Origin of the sequence: Ornithinimicrobium carbonis (assembly GCF_050703245.1) — a bacterium.
In the GTDB taxonomy this organism is placed as follows: Bacteria; Actinomycetota; Actinomycetes; order Actinomycetales; family Dermatophilaceae; genus Ornithinicoccus.
The window spans coordinates 1,422,854-1,437,214 of the sequence record NZ_CP192647.1 but is presented as its reverse complement, the minus strand read 5'-3'; the positions used below and the strand labels follow the sequence as shown (position 1 = coordinate 1,437,214).

11 protein-coding genes and 3 pseudogenes are annotated in these 14,361 nt (G+C 72.3%); 8 read left to right on the top strand and 6 right to left on the bottom strand.

From position 1 onward, the window contains the following. Positions 1-329 precede the first annotated feature (329 nt). The 3 genes and pseudogenes from ACQ95T_RS07240 to ACQ95T_RS07230 all read left to right on the top strand — a co-directional run bounded on the left by ACQ95T_RS07240 (position 330) and on the right by ACQ95T_RS07230 (position 3,723). On the top strand, positions 330-1,733 hold the full coding sequence (locus ACQ95T_RS07240) for an ABC transporter substrate-binding protein (protein WP_431473701.1): 1,404 nt from the start codon (positions 330-332) through the stop codon (positions 1,731-1,733). 67 nt (positions 1,734-1,800) lie between these two features. Continuing rightward, the gene (locus ACQ95T_RS07235; RefSeq protein ID WP_425940627.1) at positions 1,801-2,781 is read left to right on the top strand and encodes a carbohydrate ABC transporter permease; all 981 of its coding nucleotides are present in this window, start codon (positions 1,801-1,803) and stop codon (positions 2,779-2,781) included. Next, positions 2,778-3,723: pseudogene (locus tag ACQ95T_RS07230) on the top strand (carbohydrate ABC transporter permease). Before ACQ95T_RS07235 ends, ACQ95T_RS07230 begins: the two are co-directional and overlap by 4 nt. Here the strand turns inward: ACQ95T_RS07230 and ACQ95T_RS07225 are convergent. Further along, entirely contained in the window at positions 3,713-5,149 is a 1,437-nt protein-coding gene (locus ACQ95T_RS07225) for a GH1 family beta-glucosidase (RefSeq protein WP_425940624.1), read from the bottom strand. The pseudogene ACQ95T_RS07230 and the gene ACQ95T_RS07225 overlap by 11 nt on opposite strands. A gap of 110 nt (positions 5,150-5,259) precedes the next feature. Between ACQ95T_RS07225 and ACQ95T_RS07220 the strand changes: the two are divergent. The 3 genes and pseudogenes from ACQ95T_RS07220 to ACQ95T_RS07210 form a co-directional block, all read left to right on the top strand. Further along, positions 5,260-5,754, top strand: a pseudogene (locus tag ACQ95T_RS07220) (UTP--glucose-1-phosphate uridylyltransferase); the annotation flags it as partial. A 5-nt stretch (positions 5,755-5,759) separates the two neighbouring features. Further along, positions 5,760-6,689 (top strand): UTP--glucose-1-phosphate uridylyltransferase, encoded by a 930-nt coding sequence (locus ACQ95T_RS07215; protein WP_431473700.1) that lies wholly within the window; start codon positions 5,760-5,762, stop codon positions 6,687-6,689. Then, positions 6,686-7,450 carry a helical backbone metal receptor gene (locus tag ACQ95T_RS07210; protein WP_425940620.1) on the top strand — a complete coding sequence of 255 codons (765 nt, stop codon included), beginning with the start codon at positions 6,686-6,688 and terminating at the stop codon, positions 7,448-7,450. Before ACQ95T_RS07215 ends, ACQ95T_RS07210 begins: the two co-directional genes overlap by 4 nt. Before the next feature lie 33 nt (positions 7,451-7,483). Here ACQ95T_RS07210 and ACQ95T_RS07205 read toward each other — a convergent pair whose 3' ends face one another. From ACQ95T_RS07205 to aroQ, 4 genes are all read right to left on the bottom strand, one after another. Then, on the bottom strand, positions 7,484-7,885 hold the full coding sequence (locus ACQ95T_RS07205) for a hypothetical protein (RefSeq protein ID WP_425940618.1): 402 nt from the start codon (positions 7,883-7,885) through the stop codon (positions 7,484-7,486). Positions 7,886-7,924: 39 nt separating this feature from the next. Beyond that, positions 7,925-9,385, bottom strand: coding sequence for an aldehyde dehydrogenase family protein (locus ACQ95T_RS07200; RefSeq protein ID WP_425941021.1), 1,461 nt, complete (start codon positions 9,383-9,385; stop codon positions 7,925-7,927). 99 nt (positions 9,386-9,484) lie between these two features. Then, the gene (locus tag ACQ95T_RS07195; RefSeq protein WP_425940616.1) at positions 9,485-10,366 is read right to left on the bottom strand and encodes a DUF429 domain-containing protein; all 882 of its coding nucleotides are present in this window, start codon (positions 10,364-10,366) and stop codon (positions 9,485-9,487) included. Positions 10,367-10,441: 75 nt separating this feature from the next. Next, positions 10,442-10,888 carry a type II 3-dehydroquinate dehydratase gene (gene aroQ / locus ACQ95T_RS07190; RefSeq protein WP_425940614.1) on the bottom strand — a complete coding sequence of 149 codons (447 nt, stop codon included), beginning with the start codon at positions 10,886-10,888 and terminating at the stop codon, positions 10,442-10,444. Positions 10,889-11,048: 160 nt separating this feature from the next. On the opposite strand from aroQ, the gene ACQ95T_RS07185 reads away from it, so the two are divergent. Then, complete coding sequence (locus ACQ95T_RS07185) at positions 11,049-12,599, top strand: sodium-dependent transporter (protein ID WP_425940612.1); 1,551 nt, start codon at positions 11,049-11,051, stop codon at positions 12,597-12,599. Then, the gene (locus tag ACQ95T_RS07180) at positions 12,596-12,778 is read left to right on the top strand and encodes a methionine/alanine import family NSS transporter small subunit (protein WP_425940610.1); all 183 of its coding nucleotides are present in this window, start codon (positions 12,596-12,598) and stop codon (positions 12,776-12,778) included. The genes ACQ95T_RS07185 and ACQ95T_RS07180 overlap by 4 nt, the downstream gene beginning before the upstream one ends. Before the next feature lie 38 nt (positions 12,779-12,816). Here ACQ95T_RS07180 and ACQ95T_RS07175 read toward each other — a convergent pair. Further along, positions 12,817-14,357 (bottom strand): annotated as a pseudogene (locus ACQ95T_RS07175) (phytoene desaturase family protein). Between the last annotated feature and the right edge of the window lie 4 nt (positions 14,358-14,361).

Genomic DNA, 14,361 nt, shown 5'->3' with positions numbered 1-14,361 from the left:
CCGCTCCGGGGCCGCCGGGGCGGCACCCTGCTGCGGGGTGGCCTCCTGCTGATCCTTCGCCTGCGCGTCGCTCGTCCGGACGTCGGTGTCGGTGCTCACGGCCTTCTCCTCGTCGAGTGCGGGTCTCCCCTGCCGATGGTAGGGGACGCCGGCACCGAGGTTGACGTTCGGGTCAACCGGTCCGGCTCCAGGACAGGCCTCCGTGACCCGCTGAGCAGCGGCGATCGTTACGAGGATGTGACCCGGGGTCCCTCCCCGGGGCGGCGAGCACGGTGCCATAGTGGCCAGGGAGTCCGGTTCGGACGCCCGAGAGAAAGAGAGCTGCAACGATGCGCACCACCCGTATGCACCGCCGGATGAGCCTCGCCCTGGCGGCGAGCCTGGCCACCGTGACCCTGGCCGCCTGCGGAGGTGACGACGGCGGCGACGCGGGCGACGACGGCTCGACGGCCGCCGGCGGCGACACCGACTGCTCCGCCTTCGAGCAGTACGGCGACCTGGAGGGTCTGTCCGTCTCCGTCTACACCTCGATCATCTCCCCCGAGGACCAGCCGCACATCGACTCCTACATCCCGTTCGAGGAGTGCACCGGAGCGACCGTGGAGTACGAGGGCTCCCGCGAGTTCGAGGCCCAGCTGCTCGTCCGGCTGGAGTCCGGCAACGCCCCCGACATCGCCTACGTCCCCCAGCCCGGCCTGATCGAGCGCATGGCGGCGGACTTCCCGGACCAGATCACCGAGGTCGGGGAGCTGGCGCAGGAGAACGTCGACAACTACTACAACGAGGCCTGGCGCGGCTACGGCAGCGTCGACGACACCCTCTACGGCGCGCCGCTGGGCGCGAACGCCAAGTCCTTCGTCTGGTACTCCCCGGCGGCGTTCGAGGAGAACGGCTACGAGATCCCCGAGACCTGGGACGACCTTCTGGCCCTGAGCGACCAGATCGCCAGCGACCACCCGGACTCCAAGCCGTGGTGCGCCGGGATCGAGTCCGGTGGCGCGACCGGCTGGCCGGCCACCGACTGGGTCGAGGACGTCATGCTGCGCACGGCGGGCCCCGACGTCTACGACCAGTGGGTGAACCACGAGATCCCCTTCGACGACCCGCAGGTCGTGGAGGCCGTGGACGCCGTCGGTGAGATCCTGCGCAACCCGGACTACGTCAACGGCGGTCTGGGCGAGGTCCAGTCGATCGCGACCACGCCGTTCGGCGAGGCGGGGCTGCCCATCCTCGACGGCTCCTGCTTCCTGCACCGCCAGGCGTCCTTCTACCAGGCCAACTGGCCCGAGGGCACCACCGTGGCCGAGGACGGCGCGTGTGTTCGCCTTCTTCCTGCCCGGGCAGAGCGCCGAGGACCGCCCCGTCCTGGGCGCGGGCGAGTTCACCGTCGCGCTGGCCGACCGGCCCGAGGTCGCGGCGCTGCAGGCCTACCTGACCAGCCCCGAGTGGTCGAACGAGAAGGCCAGGGTCACCGGCCCCGGCTGGGTGTCGGCCAACTCCGAGCTCGACCCGGCCAACCTGGAGTCGGCGATCGACCAGCTCGCCTACGAGCTGCTCACCGACGAGGAGGCGGTCTTCCGCTTCGACGCCTCCGACCTCATGCCGGCCGCGGTCGGTGCAGGCACCTTCTGGTCGGAGATGACCGCCTGGATCGCCAGCGGCAAGGACACGCAGGAGGCGCTCACGGCCATCGAGAGCTCCTGGCCCGCCGAGTGATGAACCGGCGGCCGTGACCGGGTGACGGGTGGGGGTGATCCCCCACCCGTCACCCGTCAGCGGGTGCCCCACGGAAGGAACCCCATGGACTACCTCCTCGGAGCCGACACCTCCACCCAGAAGCTCGTCGTGATGGTCGTGGCCATTCTGCTCTTCGTCGGCGTGATGGCGCTCGTGCTGTTCGTCGCCGAGCTGCCCAAGATGCCCCGCTGGGCCACCACGCTCGTGTTCGTCGGTCCGGCCGTGCTGCTGCTGGCCTTCGGCCTGGTCTACCCGGCCATCAACACGGTGCTCAGCTCGTTCAAGAGCCCCAACCTGCAGGAGTGGGTCGGTCTCGACAACTACCTCGAGGTCTTCACCAACCCCTCGATGAGACGGGTCCTGCTCAACACCCTCCTCTGGGTCCTGCTGGTGCCCACGCTCTCCACCGCGATCGGGCTGATCTACGCGGTGCTCGTGGACCGCACCCGGTTCGAGAAGATCGCCAAGACCCTCGTCTTCCTGCCGATGGCCATCTCGATGGTCGGGGCGAGCATCATCTGGAAGTTCGTCTACGACTTCAAGCCGGCCAGCCGCCCCCAGACGGGGCTGGCCAACCAGTTCCTCGTCTGGCTGGGCCTGGACACCCAGCAGTTCCTGCTGAACTGGCCGTGGAACACCTTCTTCCTCATCGCCGTCATGGTCTGGATCCAGGCGGGCTTCGCGATGACCGTGCTCTCGGCGGCCATCAAGGCCATCCCCGACGACATCATCGAGGCGGCCAAGCTCGACGGCGCCAGCAGCTTCCGGATGTTCCGGTCGGTCACGGTGCCCTCGATCCGGCCGGCGGTGGTGGTGGTCCTCACGACCGTGGCCATGGCGACCCTGAAGGTCTTCGACATCGTCTACTCGATGACCGGCGGCAACTTCGGCACCTCGATCGTGGCCAACGAGTTCTACATCCAGACCTTCCGGACCGCCCAGCGCGGCGTCGGCGCCACCCTCGCCGTGCTGCTGTTCGTCATGGTGATTCCGCTGGTGGTCTACAACGTGCGCCAGATGAAGCTTTCCGAGGAGCAGCGATGACCAGCAACGCCCCCGTGGCCCCCGTCAAGGACCTGGACGAGGACGGCCGGTCCGAGCCGGTCCGTCCCCGCAAGCTCACCCGGGCGGAGAAGCGGGCGATCGACGCCAAGAACCGCCTCTCCTCCCCCTGGGCCTCGGTCGTGGCGATCGTCATCGCGCTGCTGTGGACGGTGCCCACGTTCGGGCTCTTCGTCACCTCGTGGCGTCCCCCGGCGGACATCCGCACCAGCGGGTGGTGGACCTTTTTCGGGGACCCGGAGGTGACCACGGAGAACTACGTGGAGGTGTTCACCGGCGGGAGCACCGACTTCGCCTCGGCGTTCATCAACACCGTCGTCATCACCCTGCCCTCGGTCGTCATCCCGATCACCCTGGCCCTGCTGGCGGCCTACGCGTTCGCGTGGATGGAGTTCAAGGGGCGCAACACCCTGTTCGTGGCCGTGTTCGCCCTGCAGATCGTGCCCATCCAGGTCACCCTCATCCCGCTGCTGACGCAGTACAACAACTGGGGCCTGGTGGGGTCGTTCTGGCGTGTGGATGTCGCACACGATCTTCGCGCTGCCCCTGGCGATCTTCCTGCTGCACAACTTCATGATGGACATCCCGCGCACGCTCATCGAGGCGGCCCGGGTCGACGGTGCCGGGCACGTGAAGATCTTCTTCATGGTGCTCCTGCCCCTGCTCGTCCCGGCGATCGCGGCCTTCGGCATCTTCCAGTTCCTCTGGGTCTGGAACGACCTGCTCGTCGGCCTGGTGTTCGGCTCCGGCCCGGACATCTCCCCGCTGACGGTGCGCCTGGCCGACCTGACCGGCACGCGCGGGACCGCCTGGCACCTGCTCTCCTCCGGCGCCTTCGTGGCGATGGTCGTCCCGGTGACGGTCTTCCTGCTGCTGCAGCGCTACTTCGTGCGCGGCCTGCTCGCGGGCGGCGTCAAGGGGTAGGCCGGGCCCCGTCCTCCGGCACCACGCCCGTCGAGGCGAGCCGCGCCCACCAGCGCGCGCTCGCCTTCGGCGTGCGCCGCTGGGTGTCGTAGTCGACCCGCACGATGCCGAACCGCTTGGCGTAGCCGAAGGCCCACTCGAAGTTGTCCATCAGCGACCACACCAGGTAGCCGCGCAGGTCGGCCCCCTGCTCGATCGCCTCGTGGGCCGCGCGCACGTGCGCGTCCAGGTAGGCGATCCGCTCCTGGTCGTCGACGAACCCGTCGGCATCGGGCAGGTCGTCGCAGGCCATCCCGTTCTCGGTGATGACCATCGGGATCCCCCGCGGACCGGTGTAGTCGCGCTGCAGGCGCAGCAGCAGGTCGCGCAGCGCGTCCGCGGAGATCTCCCACCCCATGTCCGAGACGGGTATGCCGCGGCGCACCGCGCGCACGTGCTCGGACCCCACGTCGGGCGAGGGGTCGTCGAAGGCCCGGGCCTGGCGGGCCGCCTCGGCGGCCCGCTCGGGCTCGCATCCGGTCACCGCCTGGGTGGCGTAGTAGTTGACGCCGAGCACGTCGATCGGGGAGGAGATGATCTCCAGGTCGCCCTCCCGCACGAGGTCCTGAGGCCATAGCTCGCCCAGGTCCGCCAGGACGTCCGCGGGGTAGGCCCCGCGGGTCACCGCCTCGACGAAGAAGCGGTTGGCCGTCCCGTCGACGCGGCGGGCCGCGTCCCGGTCCCCCTCCCGGTCCGGGTCGAGGGGCACGGTGTCGGTGAAGTTCAGCGTCAGGCCCAGGCTGGCGTCGGGGTCGCGCTCGCGCAGCGCCTGCACCGCCCGGCCGTGGGCGAGCAGCAGGTGGTGCGCCGCCCGCAGGGAGGCGACGGGGTCGGCATACCCCGGCGCGTGGTGGGCGGCGGCATAGCCGTGGAAGGCCGAGCACCACGGCTCGTTGAGGGTGGCCCAGCTGCGGACCCGGTCGCCCAGGGCGTCGTGCACGGCGAGGGCGTAGTCGACGAAGCGGTCGGCCGTCTCGCGCGCGGGCCAGCCGCCCCGCTCCTCCAGGGCCTGCGGCAGGTCCCAGTGGTAGAGCGTCAGCCACGGGGTGATCCCCCGGTCCAGCAGGGTGTCGACCAGGCGTGAGTAGAAGTCCAGCCCGGCGCGGTTGACCGTGGTCCCGTCCGGCACCACCCGTGCCCAGGAGGTGGAGAAGCGGTAGGTGCCCAGCGACAGGTCCCGCAGGAGGTCCACGTCCTCCTCGTAGCGGTGGTAGTGGTCGCAGGCCACCGAGCCGTCCTGGCCCTGCAGCACGGCACCGGGCTGGCGCGCGTAGACGTCCCAGATCGAGTCGGCCCGGCCGTCCTCGGTGGCTGCGCCCTCGATCTGGTAGGCGGCCGTCGCCGCGCCCCAGAGGAAGCCGTCGGGAAACTGCACCTGTGCGTTCATGCGCCCCATCCTGTCGCACGGGCCCGCGTGGCAGGCTGGGGCCCGTGGCAGTGACGACGCAGGAGCAGCAGGACCCCTTCCGTCCGGGGCGCGAGGCCGCGGTGGCCCGGATGAGGGCCGTGGGGGTCGCCGAGCCGGCGGTCCGGGCCTTCGAGCGGCAGCACGCGGCCCTGGCCGGCGGGGCGTCGGGGCTGATCCGCGAGGCCGACGTGGAGCCCGTCGCGCCGCAGGTGCACCTGGACGACCTGCCCGAGGAGCCCGGCTCCGCGCGCGCGGCGCTGGACGCGACGGCCGTCGTCGTGCTCAACGGGGGGCTGGGGACCTCGATGGGGCTGTCCGGTCCCAAGTCGCTGCTGCCCGTGCACGACGGGCTGACCTTCCTGGACCTCACCGTCCGCCAGGTGCTCGCCCTGCGGGAGGCCTCAGGGGCGCGGCTGCCGCTGCTGCTCATGGACAGCTTCGCCACCCGCGACGCCTCCCTGGAGCGGCTCGCGGCATACCCCGACCTGGTCGTGGACGACCTGCCCCCCGACGTCCTGCAGAGCCGCGAGCCCAAGCTGCGCGTCGAGGACCTCGCCCCCGTCGACCACCCGGCCGACCCGCGGCTGGAGTGGTGCCCGCCGGGGCACGGGGACCTCTACCCCACCCTGATGGCCTCGGGCGTGTGCTGGACGCGCTGCTGGAGCGCGGCTACCGGCACCTGTTCGTCTCCAACGTGGACAACCTGGGTGCGGTGCCCGACCCCCGCCTGGCGGCCTGGTTCGCGGCGAGCGGGGCGGGGTACGCCGCCGAGGTGTGCCCCCGCACCGCGATGGACCGCAAGGGCGGGCACCTCGTGCGCCGGCGGGCCGACGGCCGGCTGCTCCTGCGCGACACCGCGCAGACGGCGAGCGAGGACATGGGTCACGCCACCGACGGCGAGCGGCACCCGTGGGTGCACACGAACAGCCTGTGGCTGGACCTGCCGCGGCTGCGCGAGCTGCTCCTGACCCACGACGGGGCGCTGCCGCTCCCGCTCATCCGCAACACCAAGACCGTCGACCCCACGGATCCGACGTCCACGCCGGTCGTGCAGGTGGAGAGCGCCATGGGCGGAGCGGTCGCGCTGTTCGACGACGCGGTCGCGGTCGGGGTGGGCCGCGACCGGTTCGTGCCCGTCAAGGGCACCGACGAGCTGCTCCTGCTCCGGTCGGACGTGTACGAGGTGGGGGCGGGCACGGGCTACCGGCTGCTGGCGGGTGTGGACCCGCTCCCGGTCGTGAGCCTGGACCCGGAGCACTACCGCTTCGTGCACGACCTGGACGCCCGGTTCCCCGACGGTGCCCCCTCGCTGCGGGAGGCGGTGTCGCTGCAGGTCCGGGGCGACTGGACGTTCGGCGCGCAGGTCGTCGTGCGCGGACGCGTCCGGCTGGACGACCGGGGTGGGGCGCGGCGGGTGCCGGACGGCACGGTGCTGGAGGGGTCGGCTGGTCCAGGGCCGGGCGGTACGGGGCCGGGTGGTACGGGGCCGGGTGGTACGGGGCCGGAGGAGGCGCCGTGAGGACGGTCGTCGACGACCTGGGCGGCGAGGTGGTGCTGCCGGAGGGTCCGGTGACTAGGGTCGTCTCGCTCGTGCCGTCGCTGACCGAGGCGGTCGCGGCCACCCGGCGGGACACCCTGGTGGGGGCCACCGACTGGTGCACCCGTCCGGCCGACCTCGCCGTGGATCGGGTGCGCGGGACGAAGAACCCCGACCGGGGGGCCGTGGCGGCGCTCGCCCCCGAGCTCGTCCTGGCCGTCCAGGAGGAGAACCGCGAGCTCGACGTGCGCCGCCTGCGGGCGGCCGGGGTGCCGGTCTGGGTCGGGGTGGTGGAGTCGGTCGACCAGGCCCTGGACGTCCTGACCCGGCTGTTCCGCGACATCCTGGGGTGGGGCGACCCGGCGTGGCTGCAGGAGGCCCGTCGGCGGTGGGGCGCGAGCCAGGCACCGTCACCGCGGGCGCGGGTGGCCGTGCCCATCTGGCGCGACCCCTGGATGGTCGTCGGCTCGGCGACGTTCACCGGCGACCTGCTGGGCCGGGCCGGCCTGGTGAACGTCTTCGCCGACCATCCCGAGCGCTACCCCTCGATGACGGTGGAGGAGGTCGACGGCGCCGGGGCGGACCTGGTCCTGCTGCCCGACGAGCCCTACGTCTTCACCGCCGACGACGGGCCGGAGGCGTTCGCGCGGACCCCCACCCGGCTGGTCAGCGGGCGGCTGCTCACCTGGTACGGCCCGGCCATGGTGGAGGCGTGGGACCACCTGGCCGGGATCGAGGTCTGAGCGGGTCGGCTCCCGCGGGTCTTCCCGCCCGGCTCAGTGGCCCTGCAGCCGGGCCGGGTCGACCGGCTCCAGCCGCATGCCCGGCTTGCGCAGCGCGAGGGTGGCCAGCGGCACGGCGGCGAGGAAGAAGAGGACGCCGACGACGATGTGCGCCGTGCGCAGGCCCATCTCCCCGAGGGCGACCTGGGCGACGGCGAGCACCAGGACGCCGACCGCGTGCAGAAACAGGCCCTTGTTGTCCGAGGCCCGCATCCACAGGAAGGCCACCACGGCGGTGACGAGGGCGACGACGACCGTGGCGTTGCCGATCATGCCGTGGGCCCCGATCCAGGTGCCCCCGACGATCAGGAACCCAAGGACGGCCTGCAGCACCCCCAGGAGGGCGGTCAGGACGGCGGTGATCTTCAGCAGGGACAGGGTGGTGTCGGACGTCATACCTGCGAGTATCCCAGATGCGGGACGCGTCAACGGACGTCAGAGCCGGACGTTGACCTGCTGGATCTGGGTGAAGCCCTCCAGCAGCCCCTCCAGGGAGAACTCGCGCCCGTGACCGCTGGACTTCATCCCGCCGTAGGACTGGCCGACCTGCTGGCCGCCGCCCTGGTTGACCTGCACCCACCCGGACTCGATCCGGTGCGCGGTCCGCAGGGCCGCGGAGACGTCCCGGGCGAAGACGAAGGCCGCCAGGCCGTAGTGGGAGTCGTTGGCCATCTGCACGACCTCGTCCTCGTCGCGCCAGCGCAGGACCGAGAGCACCGGGCCGAAGATCTCCTCGCGGGCGATCCGCCAGTCGTTGGACACCTGGGACAGGATCATCGGCGCGTGGTAGAACCCCGGCTCCCCCACCGTGAGGTCCGGGCGGCCGTCGAAGGCGACCTCGACGCCCTCGGTGCTCAGCCCGTCCTCGACGTAGCCCTGGACCCGGTCCCACTGCCGCTGGTTGATGATGCACCCGATGTCGGTGGACTCCTCGCGGGGGTCGCCGACCGTCAGCCGGGAGACCCGGTCGACGAGCTTCTCCAGGAAGCTGTCGTGCACGTCCTCGTGCAGGAAGAGCCGGGAGCCGGACGTGCAGCTCTGGCCCTGCCGGGCGAAGCGGGTGGCCAGCAGCACCTGCTCGACGACCTCGTCGGTGTCGGAGTCGGGGAAGACGATGCACGGCGACTTCCCGCCGAGCTCGAGGGAGACGTGCGCCAGCCGCTGCCCCGCCCGGGCCGCGACGCCGGAGCCGGTGACCGTCGACCCCGTGAAGGACACCTTGTCCACCCCCTCGTGCGCGACCAGGGCCTCGCCGACCTCCGGGCCGTAGCCGGTGACGACGTTGACCACGCCCGGCGGCAGGTGCCGCTGGCAGACCGCGGCCAGCTCCAGGATCGTCGTGGGGGCGTCCTCGGCGGCCTTGAGCACGACGGTGTTGCCGGTGACCAGGGCCGCAGGCAGCTTGAACGCGGCGATCATCAGCGGGGAGTTCCACGGCAGGATCGCGGCGACGACGCCCAGCGGGAGCCGCCTGCTGTAGGACAGCGTCCCGGGACCCGTCGGCAGCGTGACGCCCTTGACCTCGCCCGCCAGCCCGGCGAAGTAGCGGAAGGCGGTGACGAGCAGCGCCGCCTCGGGCCGGGCCTGGGTCCGGATCGCGTTGCCGGTGTCCAGCGCCGTCAGCCGGGCGAGGTTCTCGACGAGCTCCTCCAGGTCGTCGGCGATGCGCAGCAGCGCCCGCTGGCGCTCCACGAACGGCAGCTCCGCCCACCCCGGGTATGCCGTGCGCGCGGCGCGCACCGCCCGGTCCGCGTCCTCGGCCCGTCCGCGGGGCACGCGGGCCACCACCTTCGTGCGGTCGATCGGCGTGATGACGTCGATCGTCTCGCCCGCCGCGGCCGCCACCCACTCCCCGCCGATCAGCATGCCGTACTCGCGGGGGGTCGTGTCGTCCATCGTGGGGTAGGGCTGGTCCGGGCCGGTCGTGCTCGAGGTGTTGGCGGTGCTGGTGGTGCTGGTGGTGCTGGTCATGAGGGGCTCCTGCGGGGTGGCGGGTCAGACGTGGATGGCGGCCGGGATGCCGTCGGAGAAGGTCTGGGGCGCCTCCGGGAAGGTGCGGGCCTGGCCGGTCTTGACCCGGTGGGCGGTCCAGGCCGCGGCGCAGGCGTCCAGCATGTCGTCGGTGCCCACCCCGGTGGGCGCGGTCGTCGGCACGTAGATGCCCTGCCTCGCCAGTGTGTCGCGGCGTTCGGCCGCCCCCTCGGCCGACCTCTTCTTCGAGGTCAGCGGGGTGCCCGCCATCATCGCGAAGGACGCCTCCGGGTGGCACTCGGCGACGAGGAACGGCAGGTCCTCGCGCACCCAGGCGTCGACCTCCTTGATCCGGCGGCGCAGCTCGAAGGCCTGCTGCGAGACCCCCGAGCCCACGCGCTCGCGGTTGACGGCGTTGGCCTGCCCGTAGGACTCGGCGTAGACGGCCTCGCGCACGGGCGTGGTGAAGACCGAGGACGCCTTGCCCGGCAGGAAGGCCCTCGTCTGGACGTCGGCCTCGCGACGGGCGTCGTCGGGCAGTCCGACGGGGATGTCGACGGCCACGACGGCCACCTCCCCCGCCTTCTGCACCACCTCGGCGGCGGTGGCGCCGGTGAGCAGCATCGGGGTCCCGTGGCCGGAGGCCTCCAGCAGGGCTCCGACCCACCCGCCGCGGGCGACGTCCAGCCCGAGCACGGGCCGGGCGGGGTCGGGGGCGGACGGCCGCTTCCCGGGGCGTCCGTGGGGCATCGTGCCGCCCGTGGCCCTCCTCCCCCGCGCCGCCTCCGGCGCGGTCGTGCGGCGAGGGCGCGACCCCCCGCCCGCACCCCGGGACCCCCGTCCCTCGACCCCGGGCTTCTTCGCACCCTTGCCGGTCAGCCTGTTCCACCACTCCGTCAGACCCATGGGGACACGATAGGTGGCGGGCACGACAGCCCTCTCGGCGGGCGTCCGGGGCGGGTCTGCGACGAGGAGGAGCCGTCAGCCGCCGTGCCGGGTGGCGAGCAGCTCGACCGCCCACCGGTAGCCGTCGGCGCCGGCCCCCGCCACGACCGCCTCGGCGACCGGGGAGAGGAAGGAGTGGTGCCGGAACGGCTCACGCGCGTGCGGGTTGCTCAGGTGCACCTCGACGACGGGCAGCCGGACGGCCTTGACGGCGTCGAGCACGGCGACCGAGGTGTGCGTGTAGGCCGCGGCGTTGAGCACCACCCCGACGACGTCGCCGGCGGCGCCCGCCTCGTGCAGGGCGTCCACGAGGCCGCCCTCGTGGTTGGACTGGACGCAGGTGACCTCCAGGCCGTGCCGCCGGGCCTCCTGCGCGCAGAGGCGCTCCACGTCCGCCAGCGTGGTCGAGCCGTAGATCTCCGGCTCGCGGGTGCCGAGCAGGTTGAGGTTGGGGCCGTTCAGCACGAGGATCCGGCGGGTCATGGGACCAGCGTGGCACACGGGGCGCGTGCGCGTGGACGCTACCCAACCGCCCCGTTCTGCACTAGGTTGCGAACCATCCGGGCCGCCCCCGGACGCCGCGCACCGCCGCGGCAGCCGCGCACGCCCCATACCGCTCCATCCCGCAGAAGGAGGTCCGCCCGTGGCCGGCACCAACACCGCCCCGGTCGCCGAGGACCGCGACACCTGGACCCACAACACCGGGTTCATCCTCGCGGCCATCGGATCGGCCGTCGGACTGGGCAACATCTGGCGATTCCCCGGGGTCGCCTACGAGAGCGGGGGTGGGGCCTTCCTCATCCCCTACCTGCTGGCGCTGCTGACGGCCGGCATCCCCATCCTCTTCCTGGACTACGCGATCGGCCACCGCTACCGCGCGGCGGCCCCGCTGTCCTACCGGCGGATGGCGCGACCGGCCGAGACGCTGGGCTGGTTCCAGATCAGCCTGTCCTTCGTCATCGCCGTCTACTACGCCGCCGTCGTGGCGTGGTCGTTGAGCTACTTCGTCTACGCCTTCGACCTGAGCTGGGGCGACGACACGCTGGGCTTCTTCACGGGCGAGTACCTGCAGGTGGGCGACCCGGAGATCTCCACGACGATCGTCTCCTCCGTGGCGATCCCCCTCGTGCTCGTCTGGGCGGCGATCCTCGTCGTGCTGGCCCTGGGCGTCAGCCGCGGCGTGCAGCGGGTCAACGTCATCTTCATCCCGCTGCTCGTGGTCGCCTTCCTCGGCCTGGTGATCCGGGCCCTGACCCTCCCCGGTGCCGTCGACGGCCTCAACGCGCTGTTCACCCCGAACTGGTCGGCCCTGCTCGACCTCAACGTGTGGATCGCCGCCTACGCGCAGATCTTCTTCTCGCTCTCCATCGCCTTCGGCATCATGGTCACCTACGCCTCCTTCCAGCGGCGCAAGGCGAACATGACCAGCTCGGGCCTGGTGGTGGCCTTCGCCAACTCCTCCTTCGAGATCCTCGCCGGCATCGGCGTCTTCGCCACCCTGGGCTTCTTCGCCCACCAGCAGCAGGTGGCGGTCGGCGACCTCGAGGGGCTCACCGGGCCGATCCTGTCCTTCGTCACCTTCCCGGCGGTCATCTCCGAGATGCCCGGAGGCAACGTCTTCGGCGTCGTCTTCTTCGCCGCCCTGGTGCTGGCCGGGTTCACCTCGCTGATCTCCATCCTGCTCGGCGTGGCCGCCTCGGTGCAGGAGAAGTTCGGGCTGGGCCGGCGCACTGCCGCGCTCGCGGTCGCCGTCGTCTCGGCGATCATCTCGATCGGCCTGTTCTCGACCACCTCGGGCCTGCTGGCCCTGGACACCGTCGACCAGTTCGCCAACAACGTGGGCATCGTCCTGTCGGCCATCGTCATGACGGTGGTCGTGGTCTGGGTGTTCCGCCGCGGAGAGGTGCTGCGCCGGCACCTCAACGCCGTGTCCACCTTCAAGGTGGGACGCATCTGGATCTTCCTGCTCGGCCTCCTCGTGCCCGCCTTCCTGGTCGTGATGCTGGTGCAGAAGCTGGTCACCCTGGTCACCGAGGGCTACGAGGGCCTGCCCGGCTGGTACGTCGGCCTCTTCGGCTGGGGCATGCTCGCCCTCGTCATCCTGGCCTCCGTGGTGCTGACGGCCCTACCCTGGAAGGGCCGGGACGATCCGGACTTCCGTGCCTGGCCCGAGCTGGAGGAGGAGAAGCGATGACCACGTCCGCGATCGTCATGATGCTCGTGGCCATGGCCGTGGTCTGGGGAGGGCTGACGGCGAGCATCCTGTTCCTGCGCAGCCGTCCCGAGGTGACCGACGGGCTGCACGAGGACCCCGACCTGGTGATCGACGACGAGCGGCGCGAGCACGAACCGCACCCCTTCCGCGACACCTGAGCCCAGCCGCGCCGGCCCGGGTCGGTCCTCCAGGACGGTCAGTCCTCCAGGACGGCCCGGGCCGCGTGATAGCCGCCGAGCCCGCTCACACCGCCGCCGCGGCGCGAGCCGGCCCCGGCGAGCAGCACCCCGGGGTATGGCGTTTCCACGCCCCACCGGCGCGCGGGCGTGTCCAGGGGGGCGTCGTCCTCGACCCACGGCCAGGTCAGCGGCGCGTGGAAGATGTTGCCGCCGGGCATGGCCAGGGTGTCCTGCAGGTCGCGGGTGGTCTTCGTCTCCACGCAGGGCCGCCCGTCCCGGTCGCGCAGGACGACGTCCTCGATCGGCTCGGCCAGCACCGAGGACAGGGACTCCAGGGTGGCCCGCTCCAGCTGGTCGCGGGTCACCTGCCCGTCGTCCAGCAGCCGGTCGGGCGTCTGCAGGGTGAACACCGTGAGGGTGTGCGCCCCGGAGGCCCGCAGCTCCGGGGAGAGGATCGAGGGGTCCGTCAGGGAGTGGCAGTAGATCTCCGCGGGCACCGGGTCCGGCACCCGCCCGGCCAGCGCCGCGGCATACGCCTCCTCCAGCTGCGGGTAGGTCTCGTTGATGTGGAAGGTCCCGCCGAAGGCGGCGACCGGGTCCACCGAGGTGTCGCGCAGGCGCGGCAGCCGGGACAGGAGCAGGTTGACCTTGACCTGCGCCCCCTCGACCCGCTCGTGCGGGGTGCCGAGCAGGTCCGCCAGGACGGCCGGGGCCGCGGCCCACAGGATGCGACCGGCGGTCGCCCGGTGCTCGTGCCCCTCGGCGTCGACCCAGCTGACAGCGCCGTCGTCGACCCCGGTCACGGTGGCGCCCGTGCGCAGCTCGGCCCCCGCCCGGCGGGCCGCCCGCTCCAGCTCGCCGGAGACCTGGCCCATGCCGCCCACCGGCACGTCCCAGTCCCCCGTCCCGCCGCCGACCACGTGGTAGAGGAAGCACACGTTGTGCCGCAGGTCGGTCTCGTGGGCCGAGGCGTAGGTGGAGATGAGCCCGTCGGTGAGCACCACGCCGCGACGAGGTCGTCGGTGAAGCTGGACTCCACGACCTCGCCGAGCGGCCGCTGCAGGAAGTCGCGGACCAGGCCGGGGTCGCCCACCAGCCCGGCCAGCTCGGCCGCCCGCGGGAGCGGCCCGGTCATCGTGGGCCAGACCGCCCGCGCCAGCCGCCCGACCCGCTCGTAGAAGGCGTCCCAGCGGGCGGCGTCCTCCGCCGCCCCGACCGCCGCGAAGGAGGCCGCCGTCGCGGCCGGGTCACCGTTGTCGACGAGCAGCCCCGTGTCGCCGCCGGGCACCGGGGTGTAGGAGGAGTAGCGCCGGCGGGACAGCCGCAGCGACAGGCCGAGGTCGTCGACGATCTGCCGCGGCATCAGGCTGACGAGGTAGCTGTAGCGCGAGAGCCGCGCCCCGACGCCCTCGAACGCCTCGGCCGAGACGGTGGCCCCGCCCAGGGCCTCCTGCCGTTCCAGGAGCAGCACGGACCGGCCCGCCCGGGCCAGGTAGGCGGCGGCGGTGAGGCCGTTGTGGCCCCCGCCGACGACGACGACGTCGTGGCTGGTGCTCACCGTC

Excerpts from the sequence above, each read along its gene's own strand:
- ACQ95T_RS07240 (WP_431473701.1), top strand. The coding sequence starts at position 330 with ATGCGCACCACCCGTATGCACCGCCGGATGAGCCTCGCCCTGGCGGCG.
- ACQ95T_RS07235 (WP_425940627.1), top strand. The coding sequence starts at position 1,801 with ATGGACTACCTCCTCGGAGCCGACACCTCCACCCAGAAGCTCGTCGTG.
- ACQ95T_RS07225 (WP_425940624.1), bottom strand. The coding sequence starts at position 5,149 with ATGAACGCACAGGTGCAGTTTCCCGACGGCTTCCTCTGGGGCGCGGCG.
- ACQ95T_RS07205 (WP_425940618.1), bottom strand. The coding sequence starts at position 7,885 with ATGACGTCCGACACCACCCTGTCCCTGCTGAAGATCACCGCCGTCCTG.
- ACQ95T_RS07200 (WP_425941021.1), bottom strand. The coding sequence starts at position 9,385 with ATGGACGACACGACCCCCCGCGAGTACGGCATGCTGATCGGCGGGGAG.
- ACQ95T_RS07195 (WP_425940616.1), bottom strand. The coding sequence starts at position 10,366 with ATGGGTCTGACGGAGTGGTGGAACAGGCTGACCGGCAAGGGTGCGAAG.
- aroQ (WP_425940614.1), bottom strand. The coding sequence starts at position 10,888 with ATGACCCGCCGGATCCTCGTGCTGAACGGCCCCAACCTCAACCTGCTC.
- ACQ95T_RS07180 (WP_425940610.1), top strand. The coding sequence starts at position 12,596 with ATGACCACGTCCGCGATCGTCATGATGCTCGTGGCCATGGCCGTGGTC.